The sequence below is a fragment of the Bradyrhizobium sp. CER78 genome (genome assembly GCF_029846235.1).
GTDB lineage: Bacteria > Pseudomonadota > Alphaproteobacteria > Rhizobiales > Xanthobacteraceae > Bradyrhizobium.
Map to the genome: position 1 here is coordinate 201,538 of NZ_JARVWP010000010.1, position 13,233 is coordinate 214,770.

Genomic DNA, 13,233 nt, shown 5'->3' on the forward strand with positions numbered 1-13,233 from the left:
CGCAGTATTGGTGGACGTTTGAGATGTTGCGATCTTCTCGCGCTACTCGCAGTTCCGCAATTAATTGCTGATGTTCGCGGACGTGAGCGCCTAGCCATCATTCGTCCGGCAAATGGTGCCCTGATGGATAAATGAGGTAGCGCGCATGTCCGCTCAAAATGCTCCCTTGCCAGCTTCGCGGCCGCGCGGGTCGGATGACATCGCCCTTCTTTCTGCAACCGATCTGGTCGAGCACTATTGGGCAGGAACGCTCTCGCCGGTGGAAGCAACGCAGGCGGTACTCGATCGCATTGGGCGTCTCGATCGCCATGTCAACGCCTTCGCGCTGCTGGATGCTGATGCCGCCCGTGTGTCGGCGCGCCAATCCGAAATCCGCTGGCGGCGTGGCGAGCCACTCGGTCCGGTCGATGGCGTGCCGGTCGCCCTCAAGGACCTCATTCTCGCCAAGGACTGGCCGACGCTGCGGGGCAGCCGGGCGATCGATCCGGCGCAAGACTGGAACGAGGATTCGCCTGCCACGGCCCGGTTGCGGGAGCAGGGCGCGGTGCTGCTCGGCAAGACGACAACATCGGAATTCGGTTGGAAGGGGCTCGGCGACAGTCCGTTGACCGGCGTCACGCGCAATCCCTGGAACATCGCCCACACGCCGGGCGGCAGTAGCGGCGGATCCGCGGCGGGCGCGGCGCTGGGTTTCGGGCCGCTGCATGTTGCCACGGATGGCGGCGGTTCGACCCGGCTTCCAGCCGCACATAGCGGCGTGTTCGGGTTCAAGCCGACCTTTGGTCGCGTTCCCGTCTATCCGCCGTCGCAGAATGGAACGCTCTTCCACGTCACGCCGATGACACGCTCGGTGCGGGACGCGGCCTTGCTGCTCGACGTGATCGGGCAGCCAGACCTGCGCGACTGGACCGCGTTGCCGCCAGCCGACTTCTCCTGGAGAAGCGGGCTCGATCAAGGTGTCCGAGGCCTGCGCATCGCATTCAGTCCGAAGCTCGGCTACGCGCACATCGACCCGCAGATTGAGAAGATCATCAGCGAGGCGGCCAACACGCTTGCCGGGCTCGGGGCGATCGTCGAACAGGTCGACCCTGGTATCGAAGATCCCATCGATCTCTTCCAGACCTTCTGGTTCGCGGGTGCAGCCAAGCTCCTGGCCTCGTTCGATCCGGCTCATCGCGCCCTGGTCGAGCAGGGCTTGCAGGCTGTTGCCGAGAAGGGCCGGGCGATCGATGCCGTCACCTATCTGCAGGCAGTCGATCGCCGAGAGGCGCTCGGTCGACATTTCAATCGGTTCCATCAGGATTGGGATCTGCTGATCACACCCACCACGGCATATCCCGCTTCGGCGATCGACGCATCGGAGGCCGACCTTGTGGTTCGGCCGATCCGCTCCCCCTTCACCTATCCATTCAACCTGACGCAGCAGCCGGCAGCCTCGGTGCCGGCGGGCCTTACCGAGGCAGGATTGCCGGTGGGTCTGCAGATCATCGGAGCAAAATTCGCTGATACGACCGTTCTGCGCGCAGCACGTGCCTTCGAGCAGGCAAGGCCATTCCCGCGCCCACTGGATCCGTCATGACCGAGCACCCCCAAAGCCTTGACCTCGAACTGCCGCAACTGACGATCGCCTACGCCAGCGGCGCGTTAACGCCGTCGACCGTGGTCGAGCATATCCTGGACGACATCGCCCGGCGCGGCGCGGACGGCGTCTGGATCAGTGTCGTGGCGCGCGAGGATGCTCTCGCGCGAGCTGCACTTCTTGAGTCGTTGCCGAGCCGCGAGCGGCAGGTATTGCCACTCTGGGGCGTTCCGTTCAGCGTGAAGGACTGTATCGATACGGTCGGCCTGCGGACCACGTCGGCCTGTCCGGAATTTTCCTATCAGCCGGCGAAGAATAATCCGGCAGTCGGACGGCTGCTGGCGGCGGGAGCCATCTTGATTGGAAAGACCAATATGGACCAGTTCGCGACCGGGCTGGTCGGGGTACGCTCGCCCTATGGCGTTGCGCGCAATCCGTTCGATCCCGCCTATATTCCCGGTGGATCCAGCTCGGGCGCGGCGGTCTCGGTCTCGGCAGGACTGGTCAGCTTTGCGCTCGCGACTGATGCCGGTGGATCGGGACGGGTGCCGGCGGCCTTTAATAATGTCGTGGGACTGAAGCCGACGCGAGGATTGATCAGTGGTGTCGGATCGGTCGCGGCCTGCCGCTCAATCGAGACGCTCTCAATCTTCGCGCTAACGGTTGGGGATGCGCAGGCGGCATTTGATGTCGCGCGCGGGTACGACGAGGAGGATCCGTTCTCGCGGACGGGATCGCCAGCGGCAGTCCGTGCGTTGCCGGCCGAATTCCGCTTCGGTGTTCCCGCGTCGCCGTGGTTGGACTTCTTCGGCAATGTAGATGCGGCTGCGCTGTTCGGCGAGGCGGTCGCACGACTGGAGCGCCTCGGAGGCCGCAAGGTCGAGGTCGATTACGCCCCATTCGCGGAGATCAACGATCTTCTGTTCAACGGGCCGTGGCTGGCCGATCGCTACGGCGCTCTGAGCCGGTTCGTCGACAGCCAGCCCGAAGCCCTGTTTCCGGTCACCCGCGACATCCTGCTTGGAGGGCGTGGCGTTTCCGGCGGAGAAGTCTTCGCAGCGCAGCAGCGGCTGAATATTCTGAAGCGCCAGATTGAGAAGCTCTGGAACGAGATTGACGTTATCGTCGTGCCGACCACCGGCACAATCTACCGCATTGATGAGGTCGCGGCCGATCCCGTCACGCTCAACGCGCGGCTCGGGACGTATACGAACTTCGTCAATCTGGCCGATCTTTCGGCGGTTGCCGTTCCCTCCGGGTTTCTGCCCAACGGCTTACCACAAGGCATCACGGTGATCGCCCCGGCTTTCGCCGACCATCATGCGGCTGCCCTGGCGCAGCGCTTTCACGGCGCCGGCCTGCCGCTCGGTGCACGCCACGTGCACCGGGCCGCGAGTCCGGTTCATGCCCGCCGAGACAGGGAGACCATATCGTGACGTCTATTGCCGCCTTATTTGCCGGATCGAGCAGGCTCGCACGAGCCGCGGCCGTCGCGCTTGCGGCCGTGATGTCGCTGGCGAGCGCGCCTTCACGCGCTCAGGACATCACGATTGGTGAAGGGATTGCGCTCGGCTGGGGCCAGTTCTTCGTCGCCGATCATGACAAGACCTGGCAGAAGCAGGGGCTGGCGCCGAAGGTTTCGACCTTTGCCAGTGGCCGCCTGGTGCTGGATGCGCTGGTCGGCGGCGGCGTCGTGATCGGCACCGCGGCGGAAACGCCCGTGGTGTTCGCTACCCTGAACGGGCTGCCGGTACGCATTATCGGCACGTTGAACCGGCATGAACCCTTCGATCTCGTCGCCATCAAGGACATCAAGACCACCAAGGATATCAAGGGTCGGCGTATCGGCTATTCGCAGGGGACGAACGCGCATTATTACCTGTCGAAGCTGCTCAGGCAGGAAGGTCTGGCGTGGTCGGACATCACGGCGGTCAGCTTAAATCCGGGCGATTTCGTCAGCAGCCTGGCGGGCGGTGCGATCGATGGGTTCATCTGGACGGAGCCGCATCTGTCGCAAGCCATCGCGCAAAGCCCGGACAGGTTCCACATCATTCGCTCGGAAGGCCTCTACAACACCTATTCAACAATCATCACGTTGCAATCGACAATCGACAGCAAGCCGGACCTGCTCGCCAAGGCAGTGAAGGCGCTGCTCGAGGCAGACGACAATATAAGAAAGGACCCTGATGCCGCGGCCACGCTGACCGCCGAGCGCATCAAGCTCGATCCCACAATCGCAAAGGCGTTTTGGAAGCGGGCAAATTTCAAGCTCGAGCTCGACAAGACGTCGCTGGTGTCCCTGATGGAAGAGCAAGCGAAGTGGGCCGTCGACAGCAAGTTGGTCCGACCTGATGCCAAAATTCCGGACTTCAACACGGTGGTGGTGACGTCCGTGCTGGATCGGGCGAGCCGGGAATAGGGTGGTCGGCGGGAATGAATGCAAGAGTGGAGATCTCCTCGCAGACCGCCGTGCGTGAGCCGCTGATCACCTGCGTCGAGCTGGGGCATGTCTACGATTCCGGCCGCGGCCGTGCCACTGCGCTGGGGAGCATCTCGCTCACCGTCGATCGAGGCGAGTTCGTTTGCGTTCTCGGGCCGAGCGGGTGCGGCAAGACCACGCTCCTCAACATCCTGGCCGGCTTTGTCATTCCAGCGCAGGGCGTCGTTCGCGTCGGTGGCCAAGCGATCAAGGGGCCGAGTTCCGAACGCGGCGTCGTGTTTCAGGACTATTCCTTGTTCCCATGGCTGACGGCGCAGGCCAATGTCGAGTTCGGGCTCCGGATGGCGGGGCGCGCCGCGCGCGAGCGAGCGAAGATTGCGCATGATCTGCTCGGGCTCGTTGGCTTGCCCGATGCAGGTGCGAAGTATCCTTTCGAACTGTCCGGCGGAATGAAACAGCGCATCGCCATCGCACGCGCGCTTGCGACCCGTCCGTCGCTTCTGCTGATGGACGAGCCATTCGCGGCGTTGGATGCGATGACGCGCAGCTCCCTGCAAGCCAAGCTGGTCGAGATTCACTGCCAGGAGCAGCCAACTATCCTGTTCGTCACCCACAACATCGCCGAAGCGCTCGTGCTTGCGAGCCGGCTGATCGTCATGTCGCCGAACCCGGGACGGATCGTGGAGGACATCAGGATCGATCTGCCGCGTCCGCGCCGCCGTACCGCGCCGCGCTTCAATGAGCTTTACGAGCGCGTCGCGCGGGCGATCGGCCTGGAAACGGCGGAGTAAGAGCATGGCTTTCGGCGTCAGCCGCCACAGCGTCGCCGGCATCATCGGCACGCTCGCCTTCTTTGGCGCGTGGGAGGCGCTCAGCCGGAGCGGCCTCGTCAACAATGTGATGCTGCCCGCGCCGACTACGATCGTCCAGTCCGCATGGGAGTTGCTCGTAACGGGCGAATTGCCGCGCCATCTCGGTGCCAGCTTGCTGCGGGCCGCGATCGGCTTCCTCGGCGGATCGGTGCTTGGCGTGGCACTTGGTGTCGCGATGGCGCAGTCGCCGCTGTTACACGGTACGATTAATCCCCTCGTGCAGATGTTTCGCGCCGTTCCGTCGCTTGCCTTCGTTCCGCTGGCGATTTTCTGGTTCGGCATTGGTGAGACGTCCAAGATATTCTTGATCGCGTGGGGCGTCTTTTTCCCGGTCTGGGTCAACACCTATATCGGTGTGCGCGACGTGAGCCCGCTGCTCGGACGGGCGGCAGCGAGTCTCGGCGCAGGCGGCTGGCGCAACTTCGCTTACGTCGTCATACCCGGCGCGCTGCCCTTCATCATCGCCGGGCTTCGCATCAGCCTGTCGGTTGCGCTGGTCGTTCTGGTGGCGGCGGAATTGGCTGGAGCAGCGTTCGGCGTCGGCTATCTGATCCAGATGTCGCAACAGGTATTTCGAGTCGATCAGATGTTCGTCGGGCTGATCGTGCTCGGCGGGATGGGATTTGCGGCCGACCTCCTGTTTGAACGCGCGGTCCACAGGTTGCTGCCCTGGTACGGCGCCGAGCAAGCAGGACAGAAGGGCTCGCAAATCGAGCGGGCCTCTGGTCGTCCAATCACCAGATAGCGAAAGCAATTTATTGCGCGCCAGAGGCGACGGCTTGGCCTACAAGCCGTGCCAAGAAGGAGAGGCGAGGTGCAACCATCCCAGGTCGAGTTATGCGAGGACGCAACGGCATTGGCGCTGACCTGGCCGGATTGCGGGATCCGGCAGGTTGATGCGGTGGTCCTGCGCCGAGCCAGCCGTGCGGCGAGCGAAATCCGTCGGCAGATCGAGGGCATCGAGCTGGCGCTCCCGCCGGATCTCCACATCGCGGCGATCGAACCGATCGGGAATTACGCGCTGCGGCTCCATTTTTCGGATGGCCATGATCGTGGAATCTACCCGTGGTCCTATTTGCGCGAACTCGCCGGACAGCAGCCAGCCTGAGGGTAAAGTATGGATGAGATCAAAAATGGCCTGTCGGAGGTCGTCTGCGACATCCTGGTGATCGGCGGAGGGACCGCCGGACCGATGGCGGCCTACAAGGCAAAGCGCCATAGTCCGGGAGCGCGCGTCGTTCTGCTCGAGAAGGCCAACGTCAAGCGCTCGGGTGCGATCGCGATGGGCATGGACGGACTGAATAACGCGGTCATCCCAGGCTACGCGACGCCGGAGCAGTACACCAAGGAGATTACGATCGCCAATGACGGCATCTGCGATCAGGCGCCGGTGTACAAATATGCGTCACGCTGCTTTGAAATCATCCAGGAACTCGACGGCTTTGGCATCAAGTTCCAGAAGAACGAGAACGGCGATTTCGACGTCAAGAAGGTTCATCATCTCGGCTCTTACGTGCTGCCGATGCCGAACGGCGATACCGTCAAGAAGGCGCTTTATCGCCAATTGCGCCGCGAGAAGGTCCTGATTTCGAACCGCTACATGGCGACGCGGCTGTTGACCGGACGCGACGGACGGATCGCCGGTGCAATCGCCGTCAACACCCGCAGTGCCGAGTTTCTGGTGTTGCGCGCGAAGACCGTCATCCTTTGTGCCGGCGCCGCGGGCCGGTTGGGCTTGCCACAATCGGGCTATCTCTGGGGCACTTACGAGAATGCCACCAATTCCGGCGACGGCTATGCCATGGCCTACCATGCTGGCGCCGCTCTCGCGAACCTTGAATGCTATCAGATCAATCCGTTGATCAAGGATTACAACGGTCCCGCCTGTGCATACGTGGCCGGTCCATTCGGAGCCTACACCACCAACAGCGAAGGCAACCGCTTCATCGAGTGCGACTACTGGTCGGGACAGATGATGCAGGAGTTCTATAACGAGCTGCAGTCCGGCAAGGGACCTGTATTCCTGAAACTCAATCACCTGCACAGCGATACGATCGGCAAGATCGAGGCGGTCTTGCATCAGGTCGAGCGGCCGTCACGGGGACGGTTCCACGAGAATCGCGGGACAAATTACCGCGAACGCATGATCGAGATGCATATTTCCGAGATCGGCTTCTGCTCTGGGCATAGTGCTTCGGGGGTCTATGTCGACGAATTTGCGCGTACCACGGTGCCGGGTCTCTATGCCGCCGGCGACATGGCAAGCGTCCCGCATAATTACATGCTCGGCGCCTTCACCAACGGGGCGGTGGCGGGCGAGCACGCGGCGGAAGTTGCAGCCAACATCGATCTCGCTGACTATGATGCCGCCGATGTCATTCGCGAGCAGCAACGCGTGCTGGCCGTGACACGACGGGAGGATGGCATCCCGCCAAACCAGCTCGAATACAAGACGCGACGCTTCGTGAATGACTATCTTCAGCCGCCGAAGGTGACCGCGAAGATGAAACTGGGCCAGGCGCGTTTCGCCGAAATCCGCGAGGATATGGAGAGCGCGATGGTGGTGCGTGACGCGCACGAACTGATGCGTTCACTGGAAGCCGCGTCGATCCTGGATTGTGCCGAAATGGCGGCGTTTGCTTCGCTGTTTCGTACCGAGAGCCGTTGGGGGCTCTATCATCACCGCGTCGAATATCCCGAGAAGAATGATGACGACTGGTTCTGCCACAGCATCCTGCGCAAACGGGACGGACGGATGACCGCGGAGAAGCGGCCGGTCGCGCCCTATATTGTGCCAATCGACGAATCCGAGCGCTCGGCCTACGACCGCCAGCGCATCCGGCAGCACGCCTAGAGAGAAGCGGACGTCTCATGCCAATTGCTCATACGCCAACCGCTGTTCCAGTTGTCGTCGACGAGGCCAAATGCATTGCGGACAAGGGGTGCACGGTCTGCGTCGACGTCTGCCCGCTGGACGTGCTCAGGATCAGCGATCTCACCGGCAAGGCCTACATGAAATACGACGAGTGCTGGTACTGCATGCCCTGCGAGACTGATTGCCCGACCGGCGCCGTGACGGTCAACATTCCCTATCTGTTGCGCTGACATGACCGTGTTCGAGCCGTTTGAGGCGTTCGGCGATCTCGAAGAGATTGCTGAGCGGCTAGCGAGTGAAGATCCATCGGTGCGCCGACTGGCGGTGCTTGACCTCGTGGAGACGTCGAGTGGTGAGGCGGTCCCGTTGCTGGCGGGTGCCATCCTCGACGTTGAACCGGTGGTGCGCCAGCAGGCCGCGCAAGCACTTGGCGAGTTTGACGGCATCGATGTTGCCAAGGCCCTGATCGGCGCCGTAGCCGACCCCGTCGCGGAGGTCGCCCGGGCGGCCGCTGACAGTCTTGCCGAACTCCGCGATCCAGAGGCGAGTGGCGTCCTCTTGCCGTTAGTCACTCACCCGGCCGCCTTTGTGCGTGCGGCAGTTTTTCGGGCATTGAAGGCACTCCAGGTCGATGCATCGCTCGGTCCCGCGATTACAGGGCTTGGTGACGACGACCCCGGCGTCCGTGTGCAGGCCGTGGGAGTGATCGGCTATCTCAAGAAGACCGAAACGCTGCCATCCTTGATCAGCGCAACGCGAGACAAATCTGCGGATGTCCGGCTTGCGGCCGTCAACGCGCTGTCGTTCGCTCGGAACGAGGTCGCCGCTCAGGCCGCAGCCGCCGCGCTCTCGGATCCGGAGTGGCAGGTCCGGGCTGCTGCGGCGGAAGCGATTGGGCGGATCGGTCAGGCGTCAGCCGCTGTCGCGCTGATTGCTTCGCTCGCCGACGGCTACTGGCAGGTTCGTCAAAAGGCATTGCAAAATCTTGGCCGGTTGCGCGTTCGGGACGGGGTCGAAGCTATTGTTGCCTTCCTTGACGACGAGTTGCCTTCGTTGCGCAAGGATGCCGCCGCGGCGCTCGGCGATATCGCCGATCAACGCTCGCGCGACGCCCTCACGCGGCATACTGGCGATGCAGATCCCGACGTTCGAAAGACCGTGATCTGGGCGCTTGGGCAGATTGGCGGCGGCTGATTATTCCTTGAACAGGATGTTCTCGAGGAGATCGAGCCGCCTGATCCTTATGACGCCGTCCTCGATCGCGATGATACGCTTGGTCTGGAACCGCTTCAGCATCATGGTGATCCACTGGCGGGTCGAGCCAACCATTGCGGCGATCTGGTCATGTGTCAGTTTTCGGTTGATGATGACTGTATCGCCGTCGGCGATTCCATAAAGCTCGGCGAGATTCAAGAGATACTGGGCGAGCCGCTCGATCACCGAGCGAGTTCCGAGCATCTGCGCCATCGACGAATAGCACTTGCCTTTGGCGATGAGCCCATCGATCAATGCCAGTGCGAAAGCCGGCACCCGGACCAGCAATCTTTGCAGCGCGGGGCTGGACAAAGCCGTGATCTCGCAGTCCTCCATTGCGACGCCAGACCACATGTGGGGTCCTCCGCCGGAGATCTCGGGGCCGCCAATGAAGTGGCCAGGCGTCCAGTAGGCGAGGGTGATCTCCCGGCCGGATGGGGCCGTGTAGTAGACGCGGACCTGCCCTCTCCTGATGATGTAAATGCCGCTGTGATGCTCCCCCTGGCTGAACACCACTTCGCCCTGCGCGGTGAAAACGGCACGTCCGGCGGCCAGGACCTGGGCCTTTTGTTCGGCGGACAAGCGATCCAGGAACTGCGCGCCGACGTTGAGGCCGTCGATGCTCTCGCTCATGAAGAAAGCGGAGTCGCTGGCCATTGCGCGCGGTCCGCTGGAGACAGGAAGACCATCCCTTGTTCGACAGCTACCGTCCAAGGAGAGGCCCGTCTGCACCATTGCAGAACGGGAGTAACCTTCGGAAGCTTCCTTGATTGTGGTCATTGCGGTCCGGGTGTCCTGCGCTGTCGTCCCCTAGCTAAGTGTGAGGAGATGGCGAAGTCCACTTCTTTGAATGTCCGGCAACGCACTTAGCAAAGCTGACGCGAGAATGACATTCCGCTGGAATGGATTTGCTGCCGATCCGCCTGGCATGAGAAAATCATTTGAAGCGCTTGCAGCGTACCGCGATCGGAATCCGCCAGCGAATGACTCCTCCGACGCGATGCAAGTAATTGCTTCTGTTGCCGTGGTGTCGGCTCGATAGTCCGCTCCTGCGTTTTGCGGCGGCTGCCGGCCGCCGATCGATCGTTGGAGATAGGCCGATGCGTTCGCTTTCCTTTATGAAGACAGCAGCCACCGCCGCGCTTGCTCTATTTGGCCTAGCTGCGATAGCGCAGGCCGAAACCATCCGGGTCGCAGTCGGGACGCAGGACACCACCATCAATTGTGCGACGGGCGGCTTATTGATTCGCGAGCTCAAGCTGCTGGAGAAGTTCCTGCCGCATGACGGCAAGTACAAGGATGTGACCTACGACATCCAATGGAAGAACTTCACCAGCGGCGCGCCGCTGACCAATGAAATGGTGGCCGGCAAGCTGGACTTTGGCGCGATGGCGGATTTTCCGGGTTCGCTCAACGGAGTGGCGTTCCAGAAGGCGGGCCGCCGGAGCCTCTTCATCAGTGTCCTGTCCGGCAGCACGAAGGGCAGCGGCAACGGCATCGTAGTGCCCTCGAACTCTCCGGTTCAGTCGATCAAGGATCTCAAGGGCAAGACGATCTCCGTGCCCTTCGCATCGACGTCGCATGGCATGCTTCTGCGCGCCATCGAGGCCGAGGGCTGGAACCCGGAGACCGACGTCCACATCATTACCCAGGCGCCTGAAGTCGCCGGTCCTGCGCTTCAGGCCAACAAGATCGAGGCGCACGCCGATTTCGTGCCGTTTGCGGAACTGTTCCCCTGGCGCGGATTTGCCCGCAAGATCTTTGATGGTTCGCAAGCCAATGCGCCGACGTTTCACGGCGCATTGGTCGATGCCGACTACGCGGAAAAGTATCCGGAGATCGTCGTTGCCTACCTGCGCGCCGCACTCGAGGCGGATCGCTTGATCGCGAACGAGCCGGAGAAATACAGCGACCTGATCGCCAAGGTGACGGGCATCGAGGCGGAAGTCGTCTATCTGTTCCATGGACCGCTCGGCCTGCAAACCCGCGACGTGACCTGGAAGCCCGAATATCGTCAGGCGGTGGCCACCTCGATCAAGACACTGAAGCTGTTGAAGCGCGCCGATAGCGACCTCGACATCAATCAGTTCGTGACCGACAAATACATCCGGGCGGCTGTTGCGGAAGCTGGCGGTGACTACGAAGCGCGGCTGAAGAGCTACGACCAGCTTGGGCTGAAGGCCCAAGATGCGACGACCGGCGCCAAGATCGCGGATTTCAGTCGGTTCGCCCAGATTTGGGTCAAGGATGAGCCGCTCGTTCAGCACTTTAGTTCATCGGAAGGCGCTTTGACGGCTCTTGCAGCCTTGGAGAAGCAAGGCAAGGCGATTCGCGTCATCTATGCCCAGGATCGCGAGACCGGCATCAAGCTGTTCGCAAATCAGGCATGGTTTGTACGGTCGCCAAAGGGGGAGCTCAGTGCGTTCCTGCTGAAGGATGGGGCGGAAAGGTGGTCGAAGGCGCATGGTGGCGTAGTGGTGGACTATGCCGGCGCGCGGGAATCGCTCGTCGCGAGCCGGGGAGAATGACAGCCACACGCACCGCCGGCCAGGTGCCGTGGGCACGCTGGCTGGTTCGGGGTCTCTCGATCGTTGCTTGCATCGTGCTGTGGCAGCTCGCCTCAGCTGCGCACCTGAGCCTCGGCTTCGTCACATTCCGCAATGTGCCACCACCGACCGAAGTCTTGCAGTCCGCGATCGTGCTGCTCAAGTCGCCCAAGTTACTGGCGCATGTCGGCAGCAGCCTCTGGAGGGTATTTGCGGGATACGGAGCAGCGGTCCTGTTGGGAATTGGCTTCGGCTTTGCGATCGGCCGCTCGCGCGCCGCGAGTGACCTGTTGCTGCCGCCGCTCGAGCTGTTGCGGCCGATCCCCGCGGTGGCCTGGATACCTCTCTCGATCCTGATCTTTCCGTCGTCGGAAATGTCGATGATCTTCATCACCTTCATCGGTGCGTTGTTTCCTATTATTCTCAACACCGTGCATGGCGTTGCGAATATCGACCGCCGGCTGGTTGCCTCCGCGCGCAGTCTTGGCGGTACGCCTGCCGCCATTCTCCGTGAGATCGTGCTGCCCGGCGCTGCGCCGAGCATCGTTACCGGGCTCGCCATCGGCATGGGCACATCGTGGTTCTGCCTCGTTACCGCGGAGATGATTTCCGGCCAATTTGGCATCGGCTACTATACGTGGGAGGCTTACACGCTTCAGAATTATGCCGATATCATCGTCGGCATGCTCGTGATCGGCCTGCTTGGCATGGGCAGCAGCTGGCTCCTGACGACGTTGGGACATTACCTGATGCCGTGGCGACAGCCGGCGGCCGCACGATGAATATTCGGATATCTGATGTTTCGACGAGATCTGTCGGGCGCATCGGCATCGAGCGCATATCGATCTCGCTCGGGGATGGTGCCGACGCCTTTGAGGCTGTCCGTGATCTCGATTTTGCAATCGCGCCAGGTGAACTGGTTTGCGTGCTCGGCCCATCCGGTTGCGGCAAGTCCACCCTGCTCGGTGCCTTGGCAGGCCACCTGCCGGTAACGCGCGGGCGCTTGACGGTGGATGACCAGGCGGTGCTCGGTCCGAGTCCGGATCGCGGAATCGTATTTCAGCAACATACGCTGTTCCCGTGGAAGCGTGTTCGCGACAATGTCGCGTTCGGTCCGAAGATGCGTGGTGTTGGCAGGAGCGCGCGGTACCAGGCCGCTGACGAGATGCTGCGGTTGGTCGGCCTCGACGGCTTCGAGCACTTCTATCCTTCGCAACTCTCCGGCGGGATGCAGCAGCGTGTCGAGATCGCGCGCGTTCTGATCAACCGACCACGCGTGCTCTTGATGGACGAGCCGTTCGGTGCGTTGGACGCGCAAACTCGCAGCATGATGCAGGAGGTTCTGCTCGACATCTGGACGAGAATCCCAACAACGACCATCTTCGTGACGCATGATATCGAGGAGGCACTGTTTCTTGCGGACCGCGTCATTGTCATGAGCGCCAGACCGGGTCGGGTCATCGAGGATATCCGCCTCCCGTTCGGACGGCCGCGCCGGGCCGAGCTTGTCACCGAGCCGGATTTTGTGCGTCTGAAGCGCCGGATCCTCGATCTTCTCAGACCGCCGGATAGCCCGGAGCCGCTGGCCAGGTTGAGCCCGCTTTGGATCAGGTAGGGATGAGTGAGAGATTCCCTTAGCGTCGCTAGCAGGCTCGCGTGGCCGCCGT

At 62.2% G+C, this 13,233-nt stretch carries 13 protein-coding genes; 12 read left to right on the forward strand and 1 reads right to left on the reverse strand.

Annotated features, from left to right (window positions below; all coding sequences use genetic code 11):
• Nucleotides 1–145 precede the first annotated feature (145 nt).
• From QDT69_RS22800 to QDT69_RS22840, 9 genes are all read left to right on the forward strand, one after another.
• A complete protein-coding gene (locus QDT69_RS22800; protein ID WP_279708717.1) occupies nt 146–1,579 on the forward strand; it encodes an amidase in 1,434 nt (477 codons plus the stop codon).
• Nucleotides 1,576–3,015, forward strand: coding sequence for an allophanate hydrolase (gene atzF / locus QDT69_RS22805; RefSeq protein ID WP_279708718.1), 1,440 nt, complete (start codon nt 1,576–1,578; stop codon nt 3,013–3,015). The genes QDT69_RS22800 and atzF overlap by 4 nt, the downstream gene beginning before the upstream one ends.
• Nucleotides 3,012–3,998: an NrtA/SsuA/CpmA family ABC transporter substrate-binding protein gene (locus QDT69_RS22810; RefSeq protein ID WP_279708719.1), complete on the forward strand. Its 987-nt coding sequence runs from the start codon at nt 3,012–3,014 to the stop codon at nt 3,996–3,998. The genes atzF and QDT69_RS22810 overlap by 4 nt, the downstream gene beginning before the upstream one ends.
• A 14-nt stretch (nt 3,999–4,012) precedes the next feature.
• Nucleotides 4,013–4,810, forward strand: coding sequence for an ABC transporter ATP-binding protein (locus QDT69_RS22815; RefSeq protein ID WP_279708721.1), 798 nt, complete (start codon nt 4,013–4,015; stop codon nt 4,808–4,810).
• A 4-nt stretch (nt 4,811–4,814) separates the two neighbouring features.
• A complete protein-coding gene (locus QDT69_RS22820; protein WP_279708722.1) occupies nt 4,815–5,636 on the forward strand; it encodes an ABC transporter permease in 822 nt (273 codons plus the stop codon).
• A 69-nt stretch (nt 5,637–5,705) separates the two neighbouring features.
• On the forward strand, nt 5,706–5,999 hold the full coding sequence (locus QDT69_RS22825; RefSeq protein WP_279708723.1) for a DUF971 domain-containing protein: 294 nt from the start codon (nt 5,706–5,708) through the stop codon (nt 5,997–5,999).
• Nucleotides 6,000–6,008: 9 nt separating this feature from the next.
• A complete protein-coding gene (locus tag QDT69_RS22830) occupies nt 6,009–7,745 on the forward strand; it encodes a fumarate reductase/succinate dehydrogenase flavoprotein subunit (protein ID WP_279708724.1) in 1,737 nt (578 codons plus the stop codon).
• Between the two features lie 17 nt (nt 7,746–7,762).
• On the forward strand, nt 7,763–7,996 hold the full coding sequence (locus QDT69_RS22835) for a ferredoxin family protein (protein WP_050420777.1): 234 nt from the start codon (nt 7,763–7,765) through the stop codon (nt 7,994–7,996).
• A gap of 1 nt (nt 7,997) precedes the next feature.
• Nucleotides 7,998–8,960: a HEAT repeat domain-containing protein gene (locus QDT69_RS22840; RefSeq protein WP_279708725.1), complete on the forward strand. Its 963-nt coding sequence runs from the start codon at nt 7,998–8,000 to the stop codon at nt 8,958–8,960.
• Here the strand turns inward: QDT69_RS22840 and QDT69_RS22845 are convergent, their stop codons facing one another.
• Complete coding sequence (locus QDT69_RS22845) at nt 8,961–9,677, reverse strand: Crp/Fnr family transcriptional regulator (RefSeq protein ID WP_279708727.1); 717 nt, start codon at nt 9,675–9,677, stop codon at nt 8,961–8,963.
• Between the two features lie 461 nt (nt 9,678–10,138).
• Here QDT69_RS22845 and QDT69_RS22850 point away from each other — a divergent pair, with 461 nt between their 5' ends.
• The 3 genes from QDT69_RS22850 to QDT69_RS22860 are packed head-to-tail and all read left to right on the forward strand — an operon-like array spanning nt 10,139 to nt 13,181.
• Nucleotides 10,139–11,548 carry an ABC transporter substrate-binding protein gene (locus QDT69_RS22850; protein ID WP_279708784.1) on the forward strand — a complete coding sequence of 470 codons (1,410 nt, stop codon included), beginning with the start codon at nt 10,139–10,141 and terminating at the stop codon, nt 11,546–11,548.
• Nucleotides 11,545–12,348, forward strand: a complete 804-nt coding sequence (locus tag QDT69_RS22855) for an ABC transporter permease (protein ID WP_279708728.1) — start codon at nt 11,545–11,547, stop codon at nt 12,346–12,348. The genes QDT69_RS22850 and QDT69_RS22855 overlap by 4 nt, the downstream gene beginning before the upstream one ends.
• Nucleotides 12,345–13,181, forward strand: coding sequence for an ABC transporter ATP-binding protein (locus tag QDT69_RS22860; protein ID WP_279708785.1), 837 nt, complete (start codon nt 12,345–12,347; stop codon nt 13,179–13,181). The genes QDT69_RS22855 and QDT69_RS22860 overlap by 4 nt, the downstream gene beginning before the upstream one ends.
• Nucleotides 13,182–13,233 lie beyond the last annotated feature (52 nt).

Coding starts and splice junctions, on each gene's coding strand:
- QDT69_RS22800 (WP_279708717.1), top strand. CDS start 146: ATGTCCGCTCAAAATGCTCCCTTGCCAGCTTCGCGGCCGCGCGGGTCG.
- atzF (WP_279708718.1), top strand. CDS start 1,576: ATGACCGAGCACCCCCAAAGCCTTGACCTCGAACTGCCGCAACTGACG.
- QDT69_RS22820 (WP_279708722.1), top strand. CDS start 4,815: ATGGCTTTCGGCGTCAGCCGCCACAGCGTCGCCGGCATCATCGGCACG.
- QDT69_RS22855 (WP_279708728.1), top strand. CDS start 11,545: ATGACAGCCACACGCACCGCCGGCCAGGTGCCGTGGGCACGCTGGCTG.
- QDT69_RS22815 (WP_279708721.1), top strand. CDS start 4,013: ATGAATGCAAGAGTGGAGATCTCCTCGCAGACCGCCGTGCGTGAGCCG.
- QDT69_RS22840 (WP_279708725.1), top strand. CDS start 7,998: ATGACCGTGTTCGAGCCGTTTGAGGCGTTCGGCGATCTCGAAGAGATT.
- QDT69_RS22845 (WP_279708727.1), bottom strand. CDS start 9,677: ATGGCCAGCGACTCCGCTTTCTTCATGAGCGAGAGCATCGACGGCCTC.
- QDT69_RS22835 (WP_050420777.1), top strand. CDS start 7,763: ATGCCAATTGCTCATACGCCAACCGCTGTTCCAGTTGTCGTCGACGAG.
- QDT69_RS22830 (WP_279708724.1), top strand. CDS start 6,009: ATGGATGAGATCAAAAATGGCCTGTCGGAGGTCGTCTGCGACATCCTG.
- QDT69_RS22860 (WP_279708785.1), top strand. CDS start 12,345: ATGAATATTCGGATATCTGATGTTTCGACGAGATCTGTCGGGCGCATC.
- QDT69_RS22850 (WP_279708784.1), top strand. CDS start 10,139: ATGAAGACAGCAGCCACCGCCGCGCTTGCTCTATTTGGCCTAGCTGCG.